Origin of the sequence: Pectinatus frisingensis (assembly GCF_014076555.1) — a bacterium.
Classification (GTDB): domain Bacteria; phylum Bacillota; class Negativicutes; order Selenomonadales; family Selenomonadaceae; genus Pectinatus; species Pectinatus frisingensis.
This window is the reverse complement of sequence record NZ_CP045424.1, coordinates 186,224-204,736: the sequence shown is the minus strand read 5'-3', so window position 1 is coordinate 204,736 and position 18,513 is coordinate 186,224. Positions and strand designations below refer to the sequence as shown.

The window sequence follows — 18,513 nt, the reverse complement described above, 5'->3', positions numbered from 1 at the left end:
TTATTTGGCGAATCAAGTTTTTTTTACTTCAATACATCAAGTATTTCTTTGTCGGTTTTCTCAGTATTCATGTTCGTTAGGTAATTTAATGCTTTGACAAGCGGCATCTTATATTCACGTGGTGGAATAGTGGTTGTCACCAGCAGTGTTGCTTGATCTTCATAACTGCCGACCTCAGAGATTTTACACTGAATTACTTTTGCTGAAACATGATTTTCTTTTAATAATTCTTCTACTCTTTTGCAAACAACTGTTGATGTGGCAATGCCTGTACCGCATGCCACTAATACTAATTTTTCTGCCATTTTATTTTATCCTTTCAAATCCAATTTTTCTTGTATGAATGTTTTGATTGATACACTGTTTTGTTCTGCAGCCAAAAAATTCAATGCATCTTCATTTTGTAAAACTGCCATCAATTTTTGCAGCATATCAAGCTGTGTGTGTTTTTCCTTCATAGCCAGCATAAATGCCAACTTCACTGGGACTGTGACATCTTTTTCCCCCATGATGGTAAATTCTACCGGTTCTTTAAATCGTGCTATGCTAATTGCCGGTGTATTTACATGTTCAATATCAGTATGAGGTATCGCTACACCGTATGGCTGTGTGGGCAATCCTGTTGGAAATATCTTTTCCCGTGCCAAAATAGCATCTTTATAAGTATTTTTTACAAATCCATTTTCACAAAGATTGTCTGCCATCTTTCCAAGTAAAGTTTCTCTGTCTTTTCCCATTAAATCCAATAGGATTAATTTTTCATTTACTGTAACCTGCATTGCCAATCAAGGCCTCCCTTAGTTCTTTTTCTGTTTCAGCTGTTTCCAATTGGTTAATAATATTTTCATCAAGAAACTTTTCATACAAATACTGCACACTATCCTTACCATCTATATCCAATCCCAACATGCAAATAAGTGTTGTTGATTGTTTGTTGCCCCAAAGTACCGGTTTTGCAAGTTTAGCAAATAATATAACCGAAGATTTTATATAAGAGCTGTCTGCATGCGGCAAGGCTACCTTATTATTGACCAAAAATGGACCTAATTTCTCACGTTTTAAAACAGCCTGCTCATAATCCGACTCAACATAATCATTTCCTATCAGATATTTGCACATTTCGTGAATTACTTGATTTTTAGTATTTTTCCCCTGCAATATTAAAATTTCCATTGATTTTACAGCTTCAGGAATTTCCCCTGCCTTGGTCTGCAAAGTGCCTGTAGTAACTGCCGAACTGCTGACTATTCTTGATAAGAGCGTGATTCCTTCTTGCGTCATGAGTTCACGTAAGGAAATATATGGTACATTTTCAACTTTAGGATTAACACTTCCCACAATCGCCAGTACTTCATATTGCTTCATAATATCAGCAAGCTGCTGATCAATATCATTTTCCCCGATTATCCCCATATGCAATAAAGAAATATCATTTATTTTTTGCCCAAAAGTTTTTCTAAGCCGCTGTGAACAATAAACAGCTGCTCCCTCTCCAGTAAAACATGTTGTAATAATAGCCCGCCGTTTTCTTCCTCTGGCGGTTTTCCCCACAGGGACCTTAGGAAATGTTTCCAGCATTCCCTCAATTGCTTTAACCAAATTACTCAAAGTAGCTTCCGGCAGTATACTGCGTCGCAAGGCTTCTATTACCATCATAGTATCTACACGGCAAATCGTTTCCACATGAATTTTGGTTCTGGCTTGGATAATTTCACCAAAGGTGAGAAGTGATCCCATGTCGACGAGCAAAAGCACGCCTTTGCCTTCATCGGCTTCATATATTATTTTCTGCAGATCTTCACAGGCCTCTGTCGGATCTTGTTCAAAACTCATATTAAAGGATTTTCCATGAGTCACATTTAATAATCTTGATGCCACATCCAGCAAAGCACTGGCAACACCACCATGCGCTGCCACAACAACACCGATCCGACCTTCTTCTTCTGTTTCTGTCTTATGCAGATAAAGCGCTATATAACCTACTTCATCATCGGGCAGTTCAATCTTATAGTGCTGCTCAATAGCCAGTGCCATTTTGCAAGCGGCTGCATATTCATGTGAAAATTTTTCTTTTATCGCTGCAAGATTAGGATTAATAATTTTCTTTCCCTGCCCCAGCCTTGTAAATGCGGCATTAAGATGAACTGCCAGGCAATACACTAAAGACTGATCAAATACTCCTAGTTCTTTTTCTGCTATTTGAAGAATTTCCTGTGACAAGTCAATAACATCTTTGCCAATCACCTTAGCAACTTCATCCAAAGTTAACGGTGCCATACGTCTTTGACTATGTGCGATAATATTTTGCAGCTTCTTTTCAATTTCAGCACCTATCAGCTGATTGATTTTTTCTGAGGCCACTCCATGTTTCTCATAATTATCATATAATTGCTCAATATAAATATAAAATTCCTTAGGAAAACTATACACATCTTCTGTAAGCATCTTAGACTCTGTGGTTTCAGCACCTGGTTCAAACCAACCGTCTTTCCAGACCAGACTGTCGATCTGCTTACGCCGGCCGGACAGTTTCAGCAATCCTTTCTTTACATAAAGAGGTAAATTAGATACATCAACATGCACAATTTCATTTTTATGTGTTACAAAATCTAAAAAAGATTTGGCACAAGCCACTTGAATGTCACTTTTAAGCTGCCCGATATTTCCCATGCAATCATACAAAAGATAGGCCTTCATAGCATCGAGTGCCACCTGCAGGGCAGCATTCATTCTAGTGGCTTCATCATTAAAAAATTTTTCAATAAGGTGTAATCTTTCGGTAAGCGGCCGCTCCGCAAGTGATGGTAAAGAAATCAACATGGGAATCCGTCTTTTAAACGTAGCTAAAAGACTGGTTTCAATATTTTCAGTAGTGGCCGCAATAAGCTGAACATTTGCCTTATGAATTGCATCTGTTTCTCCCAAGCGGCGAAAATGTCCTTTATCAATAAGCTGAAATAACATTTCCTGCCCTTCTGATGAAAGACGATGTACTTCATCAAGAAAAAGAATTCCTCCATCTGTCTGTTCAATCAATCCCTTACGATCAAATGTTGCTCCGGTATACGCTCCTTTGATACAGCCAAACAATTGAGTAATCAGCAATTGTGGATTTTCTGCATAATCAGCACAATTAAAAACATTGAACGGTGCATTAGTTGGAAGACTTGTAGATTCCAAAGCAAATCTATACATTGATTCTGCCAATTCAGATTTACCGACTCCGGTTTCACCGACTATTAAGCAATGCAAACCATGCGGTGGATAAAGCATTCCTGCTTTTGCCTGCTGTATTTGTGCATATAAACTGCCATGTGCACCAATAAGATTTTCAAACGCACGACTCCCTTTTTTTACATCCTTTTCTTGTTTTTCATCCTCCTCATCTGACAACATTTCCTTGCGAATATGCTGCCTGTCTATATTTTGCAGATATTTCCCCAACAAATAATCAGACATGGCATAACCTTTGCTTTTCAACAGTTTTTTCAATTCTTTTAAGTTAATTTCTGGTCTGATTTTCAAAATTTCTTGAATCTCATCTGTAATATATTTTTGTTTTCGTTCTCGTGAATCAGAAATCTGCAATTCCTTACGCAAAATCGTCACGTATTCTCTGCTAATTGAAAAATGCTTTGCCAAATCCGTATCCTTGTAAGGATTATTATGATCTTCCTGCATAATCAATCTCTGGATTTCATTTTTCATAGGTCCGTCCTCCTGTCTCTTTTATAAGCAAGCTTCATGCCAAAAAAAAGTAAATAAACTTTTTATACTTGTTTTTCCCTTTATTTACAGCGTTTTCATTGTTTAAATAAAGATTTACACGTTTCATTATTTTCTATATTTTACTTTTTTTTACTTTTTTTATTACATTATTTTATATCTGTTACTATACAATAAATAATCCCTTAAAAGAAAGCATTATTATTTTAAGGGGCATCAATCAGCTCACAAGATATAACTATGCTCCATATAAATTAAACGGCCGACTTCACTTTTTCAAAAAAAAATAACCTTTAATCATAATTGCTCTTATAATTAAAGGTTATTTTTATGCTGCACAAAATTATTTACTTTTTTCTGATGCTAATGATATTACACTATCATAAAAACGGTATTATTTCTTTCACCGAGTCAAAAACCAGCTGCGGCTTGATCTTTGCTCTTGCTATATCCTCTCTTTTTGTCTCACCGCTTAATACCAGCATACTGGATAGTCCATTATTCACTCCGGCCGCTATATCCGTATAAAGCCGGTCTCCCACCATCATCACTTCATCACCGGTCTTATCGATACGCGCCAGCAGATATTTTATTATTTCTTTGTTGGGCTTGCCGATAATATGGTCCGGTTCTCTTCCGGCGGACGCTTTTATAAAAGCATGTATAGCCCCGGCATCAGGTACAAAACCATTTTTGGTTGGGCAGTTATAATCCGGATGCGTTGCTATATAAGGCAGTCCGGCTCTCACAAAGTCACATACCCGGCACATTTTTTTATAGTTCAGTGATGTATCAAAAGCCGTGACCACCACGTCCGGAGTCACATCATCAAGTATTATTCCTTTATGTTCAAATTCTGCTTTTAAAAAATCGTTACCTAGTAAAAATACTCGTTTCCCCGGATAATTACGCTGTAGATAAAAGATCGTCGCCTGTCCTGATGTTATAATTTTTCCCTCACCGACATCCAGTCCCATCCGGTGCAGTTTTTTGACATAATTTTGTGGATTTTTTGATGAATTATTGGTCAAAAACACATAGCTGCGCCCTGATTCTTCTATTCTCTCCAAAAATTCTCTGGCACCATCTATCCATGACTCATCCAGATAAACAGTTCCATCCATATCCAGAGCAAAAACTTTTATATTGCGGATTATTCCTGCCTTGTCCTCGTTTATAAACATTCTGCCCATTCCCACCTTGTTTACAAAAATCATTATATTATCTGTAATCAGGTTGAATCCATAAGGATAAATAAAACTAACTTATTATACATTACTTCTTTGCCCGTAATAGGCATGTGCACCGTGTTTGCGTAAAAAATGCTTATCTAAAAGCTCTTGCTGCATTTTTGTTTGTTTATTATTGAGAGTAACCGAATGATATGCCATAAAAGCTATTTCTTCAAGAATTACAGCCTTTTTTACAGCTGTCTTCGGGTCTTTTTCCCATGCAAAAGGTCCATGGGAATGAACTAATACCCCAGGTACTGCCATCATATCAATATCTCTGTCATGAAATGTTTCTACTATAACTTTTCCTGTTTCTTTTTCATATTTTCCCTCAATTTCAACATGTGTCATTGCCCTGGTGCAGGGAATAGCTCCATGAAAATCATCGGCATGTGTTGTTCCCAGTGCCGGAATATCTTCGCAGGCCTGTGCCCAAGAGGTTGCATAACGCGAATGGGTATGCACTATACCTCCTATATAGGGGCAGGCCTTATAAAGTTCAATATGTGTATCTGTATCAGAAGACGGCGCATAATTTCCTTCCACAACATTGCCATTCATATCAACAACCACCATGTCTTCCACTCGCATTGTCCTATATTCTATACCTGATGGTTTTGCTTCCATTACTGCTCCTATAGCGTTACCATTACGTTGTGCAATACCTGAATCGGCAGCTTTTGCGACTTCACTAACAGCATCTTTCATAATCTGCGCAATAAAATTACAATAATATTCACCCGTAACTATATGTGCCAGCGGCCAATCAATCAAATATATATACTTGCCAAAAATATCACCGGCACCAGAAGTTATATGGAGCGGTGCATCTTTCAATATGTCCGTATCCCCGATAATAGCTGCCGAGCGGCCAACTTTCTCATAAGTAGTTTTTAGATTATTTATTATAAGCGGTGCCACGTCAGAAGCATATCCATCCATAGAAGGGGCAGTCGCTATTATAAAGTAATTATTTTTTAATATATCCAAATGAAAAGCAATAGCGCAAACATACTTCGATGCTGAGTGCATAAACGTTTTGTGGTATACTTGGAACAAGAAACATGATTGCATATGTTTGCCTACAACAAATTAACTTCACTTGTACCATGACACTTTAGACAATCTGGATTAGCAAGATTATACAAACGGTCTCGTCAGTATTGTTTTCTTCAATCCACCCAATTTTCAACAGATAGCCAGTGATAAAGCGAACGTTATCTAGTTCTTCGTCGATTTTCAAGGCAATCTCTTCTTCAAAACTCTGCTCTATATCGTCGAAGTAGATGCTTGAGGAAGATAATGGTAAATATGTAACTACTAGGAAACTTGCAAAGCTTCTTGATTTCTTTTTGTCAAAAAAAATCTTACTTGAATATATTATATCGCAAAACGGTGGATAACACTGAATCGTATATTGATGCTTTATTTTACAAATCATTTGCTAAGTAATTAATTGTGCTACAAATGTATGTGATAGCACATAGGAATATTATGGAAGTGCTTTAGGAGGATATGAAGTGGAATTAAGGAAAATAACAGTTAAACCATTATTGAAATGGGCAGGCGGCAAAACGCAATTGCTGAAGGAAATTATTCCACGTATGCCTCGACAATATAAAAACTATATAGAACCGTTTATTGGTGGTGGTGCTTTATTTTTTGCTGTTCAACCATCAAATGGAATTATTGCAGATAGTAACGCAGAATTGATAAATGTTTATCAGCAAGTTTCTAGTCATGTAGAAGATGTTATTCATTATTTAGAACGATATGAAAATACAGAGGAAATGTTTTATGCGGTTCGACGACAGGAATGGCAAGGACTTCCTCCAGCTGAAGCGGCAGCAAGAATGATCTATTTAAATCATACATGTTTTAATGGTCTTTATCGTGTAAATAAGAAGGGCAAATTTAACGTTCCCTTCGGTCACTACAAAAAACCTAATATTTGTAATGCGGATAACTTACGTGCGGCTGCACAAGTTTTACAGAAAGTAAAAATTGTTTGCAGTGATTATCTGCAAGTGTTGTCAAAGTATGCAAAATTCGGCGATTTCGTTTTTTTAGATCCCCCTTATATACCTGTTTCAAAATATGCGGATTTTAAAAGATATACAAAAAGACAATTTGGCAAACAGGATCAAGTTAATCTTGCGGATAAAGTCAAGGATTTACAAGATATAGGTTGCTCAATTATACTAACAAATTCTAATCATCCTATGGTACATGAATTATATCATGATTTTAAAATAGATATTGTTCCGGCAAAACGATATATCTCCTGTAATGGTCAGGGTAGGAATGGAGAGGATACCATTATATCAATTGAACCCACAAAAATGGAAACATTGATTACGGCATCTGAGTTTAACAAAGTCCAAGTATCTAAGTACCCAACAACAAGATTTATGGGATCTAAAAGTAAATTACTTACTGAAATTTGGAATATAGCATCACAATTTGATTTCCAAACAGCTGTGGATTTGTTTTCAGGGAGTGGTATTGTTGGATATATGATGAAGGCACAGGGAAAACGTGTCATCAGTAATGATTATATGCATATGTCAGCTGCATTTACAAAAGCCATGATAGAAAATAATGCGACAATTTTATCGATAGAAAAAGCTAAACAATTATTGCTGGGTCACTCAGAAAATGATCATTTTGTGGTCAATAATTTTCAAGGCTTATATTTTTCAGATGATGATAATCAATTAATTGATCGAATACGGGCTAATATAAAAACCTTGAGTAATCCATACGAAGATGCTATAGCCAGAAGTGCCTTAATCAGAGCTTGTTTTAAAAAACGACCAAGAGGTATTTTTACTTACACGGGATTTCGCTACGATGATGGGCGAAAAGATTTAAAGAAGACAATGGCGGAACAATTTTTGGATGCTGTTATGGCAATTAATAATTCAGTTTTTGATAACGGGAAAAAAAATCAATCTATCAATGGCGATGCTCTGGAATTAGCTAATATAAAAAATAGTTTGGTATATATCGACCCACCATATTACTCGCCTCTATCAGATAATGAGTATGTACGTCGATATCATTTTGTGGAAGGGCTGGCACGTGATTGGAAAGGTGTTGAACTTCAGGAGAATACAAAAACAAAAAAGTTTAAATCTTATCCAACCCCTTTTTCTAAACGACAAGGGGCAGCTGATGCTTTTTCAATGCTTTTCGCGAAATATAAGGATAATATTTTATTAGTATCATATTCATCTAATAGTTTGCCCACACGTGATGAGATTGTAACAATGCTGAAAATTTATAAGCAACATGTAGATGTAGTTCCTGTAAATTATCGGTATTCTTTTGGAAATCAAAGAGAACGAATACATGATAACCGTAATAAAGTGCAGGAATATTTGTTTATAGGATATTAAGGTGGGATTAATATATGGATGGTAAAATTCAGATTTGGCAAGTGGGGAATACGGGTGTTCGTAATCCTATGAGAATACAGGATGCACTTATGGTTTATGCAAAGTCTGATTTAGTGGGGAAATTACGTTCTGTTGAAGGTGCATCTTTGTTAATGAGCTTATTGTCAGCTAAAGGCGTTTTAAATAATCAGGCTGGAAAAGACTCTTCCGGAAGTTATGGTCGTAAATGGCGGCTAGTATTTAACCAAAATGGTTTTACCTACCCAGAAGTGGCTGTGAAATATGGCTTTTGTAAAGAAGATAAGCAAAATGATTTAGGTGCTATTGATCACTTGACACCATTTGGTGAAGCCTTTTTAAAAGCGAATACTGTTCCGGCAGTACAGGAATGTTTTTTGCGCTCGATGATTATAAATATGAAAAAGGCAAAAAATGGAAAATATTTTTCACCTCTTAGTTGGACGTTAGCCGTTTTATTGGAATTAGAAAAGAAAACTGGTAACACAGCGGTATCTTTTGTAGAGTTCGCAACATGTATACAAACATCTGATCCATCAAATAATATAATGGTTGTTGTAGACGATATATTGAAGATACGAAAACAAAAGCAGAAATCCACAGCAAAAAAAGTTTTTGATAGAAAACTTTATGAAAAACTAGGAGAGCGTTATCCTAAAAGAGCGGAGAATTTCAAAGAATATGGAGATATGAATTTGCGATATCTAAGAGCTTCTGGGATTATCCAGAGAAAAGGCCGAGGAATTGCAATTGTAAAAGAAAAACATAAATTAACAATAACATTAACAAAAAAATTATTAAGTGAGGATTCTCAATTATCACGATATCAAATCCTTTGCACGGGACCTAAGTTACCTATTGATGATATTAATATGGCGAGAGAAATCTTAGAAGATTTAATTATTCAATATAAATCCAGACATTTGGAGATTGATATATCAGAATATTCCATGGGATCTGCAATAGATATTAATAATGCGCGGCGGAGTATAGAGGCTAAATTATCTGAAGCTAATGAATTGATATATGCAGAACAGCAAGCCTCAGAATGGCGAGAAATTAGTGATTATATGTCACTAATCATGAAACGTGGTGGAACCAAAGAATATGACGATGATCGTGAAATGATAAAAGTACCTAAAGAAGAGGTGGCAGCATATTTAGAATGGGTAATATGGCGGGCTATTCTAGCAATAGATCATTTAAAAAATGCACCATATCAAGTAAGAAGTTTTAGAGTGGATCAAGATTTTATGCCCGTAAATACAGCACCGGGAAATCGTCCAGATTTAGTAGCAGAATTTGATGATTGTGTATTGATTATCGAAGTCACCATGTCAGAAAATTCACGTCAAGAGGCAATGGAAGGTGAACCTGTTCGACGTCATCTGGCAGATGCAATGCAAATATATAATAAACCGGTATATGGATTGTTCATTGCACGTAATGTTGATGTAAATACTGTCGAAACATTTCGGCATGGCGTTTGGTATACAAAAGATGAAAATAAATTAGATTTGCATATTGTTCCATTTTCATTAAAGCAGTTCAAATTGTTTTTTGAAGGAATATTTAAAGATAATGATGAAGCAAAACCAACTCAGTTAATAAATCTTATGTCAGCTTTCGATATGGATCGAAAATTATTGGATGCGCCACAATGGAAGCATCGTATTGAAGAAACAATGATACCCTATAATTAATAGATAATATTTTTAAATTTTCATTCATTAAAACCAAATAAAAATGCTTGACTGATATCTCTGAATTCACTATTCTGCAGAGGAAATTCATTTTTCACCTATGATCAATTGTTTTGATAATATGCCAATTTACTGGCGTATCGAAACACTCCCCAACGTAGAAACAGTAAACAACATATCGAATAATGCTATATTAAAAATCATATTATATATTTACTTTTTCCATATCTGTTATTTTTTTATTAAATATCAGAATTATATAAAAGCAATTTATAATATACCGTACACTACAATTTAAAGTAGATTTTTACTTTGTAATCTTGTATAATTAAGAATATTAATTCATATATTACCATTCAAATTTAGGAAGGTGCGGCTATCATATGTTCATAACAAAAAAATGGAAGAATACGGCTTTAACTCTCACAGCACTTTTGGCAATAGGTCTTATTGCCGGCTGTGGTTCCCAAAAAGCCAACAACGACACCAGTGACAAAAAAACTTTTAAAATAGGCGTTGTACAGCTAGTCGAACACAATGCATTAGATGCTGCCAATAAGGGATTTATTGACGGATTAAAAGAACGCGGCTATGTAGAAGGCCAAAACATTACCGTAGATCAGCAAAATGCCCAAGCTGACCAATCCAATCTCAAAAACATTGCCGAACGATTTGTATCTGATAAAGATGATCTGATCTGTGCTATTGCCACTCCGGCAGCACAAACTGTTGCCAACGCTACTAAAAATATCCCCATTGTTGGAACAGCCATTACAGATTACAAAAGTGCAAAACTCGTTGCTTCCAACGAAAAACCGGGGGGAAACATAACCGGGACCAGCGATATGAGTCCTATTAAAGAACAGATAGATCTACTCATCAAATTATTTCCTAATGCCAAAACAATCGGCACAGTTTATTCATCAAGTGAAATAAATTCTGAAATACAAGTAAATCTCATGAAAGAATATGCCGAATCAAAGGGTCTCAAAGTTGAAACAGCAACCGTATCAACCGTCAATGATATTCAGCAGGCAGTTCAAAGTCTGACCGGAAAAGTTGATGTTTTCTATGAACCCACCGACAATGTGATAGCCTCGGCAATGCCGACACTCACTTCAATAACTGACCCTGCCAAAATCCCAGTTATCTGTGGCGAACCAAATATGGTTAAACAGGGCGGTCTCATTACGTATGGCATAGATTACTATAAACTAGGTATCCAAACCAGCCACATGGCAGCAGACATATTAGACGGTAAAACGAAACCTGCTGACATGCCCATCGAAACAGCCAAAGATCTTAAAATAACAGTAAATAAAAAAGATGCAGCAACACTAGGTATTACCATTCCTGATGATATTCTCAAAGGTGCTGACATCATAGAATAAAAATGAACTAGGAGAATCTAATTTGGATCTTATTATTCCTACTATATCCCAAGGCCTTTTATGGGCAGTAATGGCCATCGGTGTCTATATCACATTCAGAGTTCTTGATATTGCTGATCTCACAGTAGAAGGTAGTTTTCCATTAGGTGCCGCTACCGCAGCGGCACTTTTGACAGGTGGTCACAATCCTATCACAGCTATAGTTGCCGCCTGCTTCGCTGGTATGATCAGTGGTACAATCACAGGTTTTTTACACACAAAATTAAAAATACCGGCTCTATTAGCCGGCATCTTGACTATGATTGCTCTTTATTCAATAAATTTGCGGATTATGGGTAAAGCTAATATTTCATTATTACAGGTCGATACTATTTTTACAATATTCCCTGTTTCATTTGATGTCCAATCCATAGTATTGATTGTCGGGTTGATTGCCGTATCGATTGTCGGACTGGTTAGTTATTGGTTTTTTGGTACAGAAATAGGCGCCGCTATTCGTGCTACCGGATTCAATCAACATATGATTCGTGCTAATGGAATCAACACCGATATCACAATAATGCTTGGCCTTTTATTGAGCAACGGTCTTGTTGCCATATCCGGTGCACTTGTGGCACAAAACAATGGTTTTGCCGATGTTGGAATGGGAGTGGGTACAATCGTCATTGGTCTGGCTTCCGTCATCATTGGTGAAGTATTATTTGGCACCAAGAGTTTTAAGAACTGTCTTATATCAGTAGTATTAGGTTCCATTGTTTATCGTGTAGTCATTGCTGTCGTTCTGCAAATGGGTATGCCCCCCAATGACTTAAAGTTATTTACAGCCGTACTGGTGGCTCTTGCACTTTCTCTGCCGTTATTTCAGGCAAAATTAAATAACAGAAAGCGGAGGATGGCAAAATAATGCTCAAAGTGGAAAATGTATCTAAAACCTTCAACCCTGGGACCATAACTGAAAAAATTGCTCTCAGTGATGTTTCGCTGCATTTGCTGCCCGGTGAATTTGTCACTGTAATCGGTGGAAACGGTGCCGGTAAATCAACACTTATGAATTCCATCGCAGGAACGTTTTTCGTTGATACGGGAAAAATAGTCATTGATGACTATGACATCACAAAATGGCCTGAGCATAAGCGTGCCAAATTCATTGGCCGCGTATTTCAGGATCCGATGATGGGTACGGCTGCCGGCATGATGATCGAAGAAAATCTGGCAATTGCTGCCCGCCGTGGTAAAGCTCCTTCTTTACGCTGGAGTGCCCCCAAAAGCGACCGGGAGCATTTTCGTCAATTGTTATCTACGTTAAATCTGGGACTTGAAAACCGTCTAGAAAGCAAGGTAGGCCTTTTATCCGGCGGACAACGCCAAGCACTGACACTACTCATGGCAACAATGGCCAATCCAAAACTCCTTCTACTTGATGAACACACAGCGGCTTTAGATCCCAAAACAGCCGAAAAAGTATTGACTATTACTAATAGTATCATCAATAACCGCCGCCTCACAACATTAATGATCACACATAACATGCGTGATGCCTTGCGATTTGGCAATCGTTTGGTAATGATGTTTAACGGTAGAATCATCATCGACGTAAAAGACGCAACAAAACAAAACCTTACCGTAAAAGATTTATTAGCGATGTTTGAAGAAGCTTCCGGCAGCGAAATTGACAACGATCGCATGCTACTGAGTTAATGATTTAAATAAAATAACAGCACGAGTCATGACCTCCAGTAAACTGGAGGCTTGTTCTAGCCCTGGAAGGGCATATTACTAACATAAGCCCCTCAAGGGGCGTCCGAAAGGTCTAACCAACGTTTTTCTTTTTCGGGTTGTACACTAAATGTTGGGGTAAGCAAAAATTCAAGCTTACTTCAGCATTATTTTTTTGCAAAAAAATAAGAGCATAAAATAAATAAATCCGTTACAATTAAAGCACCACACAATAAAAGAAAGGATGGATTATTTTATGCTCAAGGAAAATTATACTATACAATTATTAGGTTTAGAAGGGCTTGAAGTAATAAATGTTGTAAATAAAACCTTCACGCTGCGCCTTCCCGTAAAACCGCATGTGTGTCCTGAATGCGGAGCTGTGACTACAAAAATTCACGACTATCGCCTGCAAAAGATTAAACATATACCCATTCCAGGTTCACCATATACAATATTCATAAAGAAACGCCGCTATGTATGTCCTAACTGCGGTAAGAAAATTCCAGAGAAGAATAACCTGCTGCCCAAATACAGATCCGTTACCACCAATTTACAAAAACAAATCCTTTATAACTGCACTAACTTACTGAATATGAAACAGATATCTAATATCTGCAATGTTTCTCCAAGTACGGTAGCAAGAACTATAGAGAATATTAAATACCGGCACATATATAAATTTCCTGCCATAATCTCCATAGATGAATTCAAGGGCAATGCCGGAGGTTATAAATTCCAGTGTATCATTACCGATCCACAAAAGAAGAAGATACTGGATATACTGCCTAACAGGAACAGTGAAGATATCTATAACTATCTTACAAACACAGATATTAAAGAAAGGTTCAAAGTAAAATATGTAATAATGGATATGAGCAGCCAGTTCCGCAGCATTATGACCAGATGCTTCCCTGAGGCCAAGGTAATAACCGATAAATTTCATACAGTGCGTCTTGCCAACTGGGTTATAGAATATGTGCGCAAGCAGGAACAAAAGAAATTCACCGATATACGCAGGCGTTATTTCAAGAAAAGCCGATTTATTTTACTAAAGCGGAAACGTTATTTGGGAAAAGAAGAAAAAGAACAGCTTGCTAATATGCTAAAAATAGCGCCCCGCTTAAAGAAAGCTTATGTATTAAAAGAGTTGTTTTATAAAGTTATGGACAGTAAAACGGAGGAACAGTTCAATAAGCGTCTGAGCAAATGGTTCATGCTTGTAGAAAGCTACAATATAGATAAATTCCTTACTATGGCTCAAAGTGTACGCAAATGGATTCATCCTATAAGGAGAGCCGTACTTACAGGATATACTAACGGTTATACAGAAGGCTGCAATAACAGGACTAAAGTTTTAAAGAGAATATGTTTTGGTGTAAGGAACTTTAATAGATTTCGTAACAGATTATTATTTATTGCTAATTACGAAAAAAAAAGCAGGATAATCTACCCCTGCTTTCCCTTCGTAATTATTGTCTGAATCTTTTATTACCCCAACTATTGACGTTGAACCAAAAAATCACCTTTCGTAAGATAATAGTAGTGTTCAAGCCGCTATTAAGGAAAAGAAAGGTGATCATGTGGCAAATCAAACCAATAACTTAGCACATACAAAATGGTTGTGCAAATACCATATAGTATTTACACCTAAGTATAGACGAAAAGTAATCTATAATCAATACCGTGTAGATATTGGTAAAATACTAAAAACATTGTGCCAATATAGGGGTCTGTAAATAGTTTTGTGCTTTTTTCCTAATTAAGATAAAGCAGATTTTACTTTATCGGGGAAAAAAACGGATAATTGCAGCAGAATTTGTCCCCAATTTTGAACCCGGCCCGTCCATTTTCTTAGAACGTCCATAGTAGCTAGATAGAGCATCTTCTGCAGTGATTCGTCATTAGGGAAAATGCTTTTTCCCTTCGTTACTTTCCGAAGCTGCCGATGGTAGCTTTCAATCATATTAGTTGTATAAATAATTTTCCGAATCTCCGGTGGGTACTTGAAAAAGGTCGATAGTTCTGACCAGTTAGCTCGCCAAGAATTGACGATCAAGGGGTATTTATTGCCCCATATCGTTTCAAAGCTTTCCAAGAATTCTAGTGCCAGCGGCTCCGACGCCGCCGTATAGACCGGCTTTAAATCGGCCAGTACTTTCTTCACATCCTTGTAGGATACATAGCGAATGGAATTACGAATTTGATGAACAATGCATTTTTGAATTTCGGCCTCAGGGAAACAAGCTCCAATAGCTTCGTTAAATCCCTTCAGATTGTCAACGCAGCAAATGAGAACATCCTGTACGCCGCGGTTTTTCAACTCATTTAATACGACTAGCCAAAACTTTGAGGTTTCATGTTCGCCAATCCACATTCCCAAAACGTCTTTACGTCCGTCTAAATCAATGCCAATAACCATGTAGGAAGCCTTGTTTACAATGGTGCCTTCCTGACGCACTTTATAATGAATCGCATCCAAAAAAACGACAGCATAGGTCTTCTCCATTGGCCGACTTTGCCATTCCTTGATCAAGGGCATGAGCTTATTGGTTACGTTGGAAATCAAAGTTGGCGATACGGTAATGCCATATAGTTGATTTAGGTGATCTTGAACATCTCTGACTGTCATTCCCTTGCTGTATAAGGCAATGATCTGTTCTTCAATGCCGGTCAAATTTTTCTGATGTTTTCTTACGATTAAAGGTTCATGTTCGCCTTCGCGATCGCGAGGAATAAGCAATTCGGTATCACCATATTCACTAACCACAGTCTTCTTGCTATGACCGTTGCGGCGATTGTCGGTTTGTTTGGCAGAGTTTTCATTTTTACCATAGCCCAGAGTCGTATCCATTTCAGTTTCCAGCATTTCCTGCATCGTTTCACTAAATAAATCCTTGAGCATTGCCGAAATATCGCTAGTTGTCTTTATGTTTCGTTCTTTAATGAGTTCCCGAATTTGTTCTTTCGTTAATAGTCCCATGCTTTTGACCTCCATATCTTCATTCTACAGATTTTTTTCAAAAGCACAAACTATTTTACACTACCCAATATAGAGGAGTTGAATTGATAGAAGGACATTTGATGCCAGATCATGTACACATGTTAGTAAGTATACCACCCAAAATAAGTGTAGCAAGTTTTATGGGATATCTGAAGGGGAAATCAGCTTTAGAAATATTTGATAAACATGCAAATTTAAAATACAAGTATGGTAATCGGCACTTTTGGGCAGAAGGATATTACGTAACAACAGTAGGTTTAAACGAAGCTACAATAAGAAAATATATAGAAGAACAAGATAAACATGATATAGCTTTAGATAAACTTAGTGTAAAAGAATATGCAGATCCATTTAGAAATTAATATATAGCTCCTTTAGGAGCGGCCAAAGTGGCAAGGGCAATGCGGCTTGAACAAAGTGAAAGCCAGCGCCTTTAGACGCTGGCCTAATAATAACGGCTTATAGCCGTTGTGCAAACCACCCGTTTTACGGGTGGTCATGATTCGATATTATTTGATTTAAATATTGCCTTGGATGAAAAATGTATTTATCATATATTATAGAGACAACGAGAGGAAGGATATATATGTCAGATGATAAAGCAATATTGAATTTGCAAAACGGCAGTGATGTCCGTGGGGTAGCATTGGATGGGGTTGAAGGAGAGCCTGTAACTTTAACTGGTGAATATGTTAATCGCATTACAGCAGCATTCATAAAATGGTTTGCGGATAAATCCGGCAAGGCGGCATCTGATCTGAAGATCGCTGTAGGACATGATTCACGTATTTCAGCACCTGCGTTAAAGGAACAGGTATTAAAGGCAATCATAGGTTCCGGCGCACAGGCTTATGACTGCAGTTTGGCGACGACTCCGGCTATGTATATGTCACTGGTATATGATCAGACTAAATTTGACGGATCTATTATGATAACGGCTAGTCATTTGCCGTTTAACCGTAATGGCCTGAAATTTTTTACGATCGACGGCGGAATGGAAAAAAATGATCTGACTGATGTCTTGAAAATCGCGGTACAAATGACAGTACTTGATGCCGATACTACAAAAGCGCAAAAATGCAGTCTTATAGATATCTATGCACAGGACCTTTGTGAAAAGATACGTAAAGGGATAAATTCTGATGAGTTCTATCATCCTCTGAAAGGCATTCATGTTGTAGTTGATGCCGGTAACGGCGCTGGCGGATTTTTTGTGGAAAAAGTATTGGGACAGCTTGGCGCTGATACTGAAGGCAGTCAATTTTTGGAACCGGATGGACATTTTCCTAATCATATACCTAATCCTGAAAATAAACAGGCAATGGAGGCACTGCGCAGTGCAGTCATAAAAAATAAGGCTGATTTAGGACTTATTTTTGATACGGATGTTGACCGTATGTCAGCAGTGCTTTCTGATGGGCGGGAAATCAGCCGCGATGCTCTTATCGCTATGATGGCGGCTATTCTGGCACCTGATTATCCTAATTCAACCATTATTACCGATTCAGTAACATCTGATAAGCTCACCAGCTTCCTGCAGGATGAGCTTCATTTAAAGCATCATCGGTATATGCGCGGTTACAAGAATGTCATCAATGAATGCAAGCGTCTTAATGCCAAGGGAGAAATATCACCTTTGGCAATAGAAACAAGCGGACATGGTGCACTTAAGGAAAATTATTATCTGGATGATGGTGCTTATCTTGCTGTAAAACTTTTAATTGCGGCTGCAGTCGCTAATAAAGAAGATAAATCACTTGAAAGCCTTATAGAAAAGCTTCAGCCGATATTTGAAGAAGCTGAATACCGTATGACGATAAAATGTGAAGACTTTAAAGCTTATGGGCAAAATGTCCTTAAAACCTTTGAAGAACGTGCCAAAGAAAAAGGTTATACCGTAGTAACACCTTCTTATGAAGGCGTCCGGTTATCATTTAATGGCAATGCAAATGGCTGGGCTCTGCTGAGACAGTCACTGCATGATCCTAAAATGCCGCTCAATGTAGAAGGAAACGGCAAAGGCGACTGCAGTAAAATAACTGCTGTAATGCGGGAACTTTTGGCTGGATTTGATAAGCTGGATACTAGTGCCCTGAAAGAATAGCTGAATTACTGTTTTTTAGTTGTTATTGCATATAAAAAAGGAAAACACCCAATTATGGTTTTAACCGTTTATTGGGTGCTTTTTTTACCCTAAATGCTAATATTTCCCTTATAAGGGAAATACTTAGTATTAAATACTTGCTTTTATGTATATATAATAAAGACAGTTAAAAATAGTCATGGTAATAAAAACATATTAGAAATGTATAAATGATGATA

The 18,513-nt window shown here is 37.2% G+C and carries 13 protein-coding genes and 2 pseudogenes; 9 read left to right on the top strand and 6 right to left on the bottom strand.

Going from position 1 to position 18,513, the window contains the following annotated elements:
- Positions 1-23: 23 nt before the first annotated feature.
- The 5 genes from F8M42_RS00935 to araD all read right to left on the bottom strand — a co-directional run bounded on the left by F8M42_RS00935 (position 24) and on the right by araD (position 6,032).
- Entirely contained in the window at positions 24-305 is a 282-nt protein-coding gene (locus F8M42_RS00935) for a PTS sugar transporter subunit IIB (protein ID WP_182187562.1), read from the bottom strand.
- Positions 306-311: 6 nt separating this feature from the next.
- Positions 312-779, bottom strand: coding sequence for a PTS sugar transporter subunit IIA (locus F8M42_RS00930; RefSeq protein WP_182188572.1), 468 nt, complete (start codon positions 777-779; stop codon positions 312-314).
- Positions 760-3,708, bottom strand: coding sequence for a sigma 54-interacting transcriptional regulator (locus F8M42_RS00925; RefSeq protein ID WP_182187561.1), 2,949 nt, complete (start codon positions 3,706-3,708; stop codon positions 760-762). Before F8M42_RS00925 ends, F8M42_RS00930 begins: the two co-directional genes overlap by 20 nt.
- Positions 3,709-4,106: 398 nt before the next feature.
- Positions 4,107-4,910: an HAD-IIA family hydrolase gene (locus F8M42_RS00920; RefSeq protein WP_182187560.1), complete on the bottom strand. Its 804-nt coding sequence runs from the start codon at positions 4,908-4,910 to the stop codon at positions 4,107-4,109.
- Positions 4,911-4,994: 84 nt separating this feature from the next.
- Positions 4,995-6,032, bottom strand: a complete 1,038-nt coding sequence (gene araD, locus F8M42_RS00915) for an L-ribulose-5-phosphate 4-epimerase AraD (protein WP_229711381.1) — start codon at positions 6,030-6,032, stop codon at positions 4,995-4,997.
- A gap of 446 nt (positions 6,033-6,478) precedes the next feature.
- On the opposite strand from araD, the gene F8M42_RS00910 reads away from it, so the two are divergent.
- From F8M42_RS00910 to F8M42_RS00880, 7 genes and pseudogenes are all read left to right on the top strand, one after another.
- A complete protein-coding gene (locus tag F8M42_RS00910) occupies positions 6,479-8,359 on the top strand; it encodes a Dam family site-specific DNA-(adenine-N6)-methyltransferase (RefSeq protein WP_229711380.1) in 1,881 nt (626 codons plus the stop codon).
- A gap of 14 nt (positions 8,360-8,373) precedes the next feature.
- Positions 8,374-10,080, top strand: coding sequence for an AlwI family type II restriction endonuclease (locus F8M42_RS00905; protein WP_182187558.1), 1,707 nt, complete (start codon positions 8,374-8,376; stop codon positions 10,078-10,080).
- Between the two features lie 383 nt (positions 10,081-10,463).
- A complete protein-coding gene (locus F8M42_RS00900) occupies positions 10,464-11,471 on the top strand; it encodes an ABC transporter substrate-binding protein (RefSeq protein WP_182187557.1) in 1,008 nt (335 codons plus the stop codon).
- 22 nt (positions 11,472-11,493) lie between these two features.
- On the top strand, positions 11,494-12,375 hold the full coding sequence (locus tag F8M42_RS00895) for an ABC transporter permease (RefSeq protein WP_182187556.1): 882 nt from the start codon (positions 11,494-11,496) through the stop codon (positions 12,373-12,375).
- On the top strand, positions 12,375-13,169 hold the full coding sequence (locus F8M42_RS00890; RefSeq protein ID WP_182187555.1) for an ABC transporter ATP-binding protein: 795 nt from the start codon (positions 12,375-12,377) through the stop codon (positions 13,167-13,169). The genes F8M42_RS00895 and F8M42_RS00890 overlap by 1 nt, the downstream gene beginning before the upstream one ends.
- Positions 13,170-13,443: 274 nt before the next feature.
- Positions 13,444-14,670 (top strand): ISL3 family transposase, encoded by a 1,227-nt coding sequence (locus F8M42_RS00885; protein WP_182185806.1) that lies wholly within the window; start codon positions 13,444-13,446, stop codon positions 14,668-14,670.
- 100 nt (positions 14,671-14,770) lie between these two features.
- A pseudogene (locus tag F8M42_RS00880) lies at positions 14,771-14,923 on the top strand (transposase); the annotation flags it as partial.
- A 26-nt stretch (positions 14,924-14,949) separates the two neighbouring features.
- Here F8M42_RS00880 and F8M42_RS00875 read toward each other — a convergent pair.
- Entirely contained in the window at positions 14,950-16,170 is a 1,221-nt protein-coding gene (locus F8M42_RS00875) for an IS256 family transposase (RefSeq protein ID WP_182187554.1), read from the bottom strand.
- A 68-nt stretch (positions 16,171-16,238) separates the two neighbouring features.
- Here F8M42_RS00875 and tnpA point away from each other — a divergent pair.
- Positions 16,239-16,553: pseudogene (tnpA, locus tag F8M42_RS00870) on the top strand (IS200/IS605 family transposase); the annotation flags it as partial.
- A 224-nt stretch (positions 16,554-16,777) separates the two neighbouring features.
- Positions 16,778-18,295 (top strand): phosphohexomutase domain-containing protein, encoded by a 1,518-nt coding sequence (locus F8M42_RS00865; RefSeq protein WP_182187553.1) that lies wholly within the window; start codon positions 16,778-16,780, stop codon positions 18,293-18,295.
- The last annotated feature ends 218 nt before the right edge of the window (positions 18,296-18,513 follow it).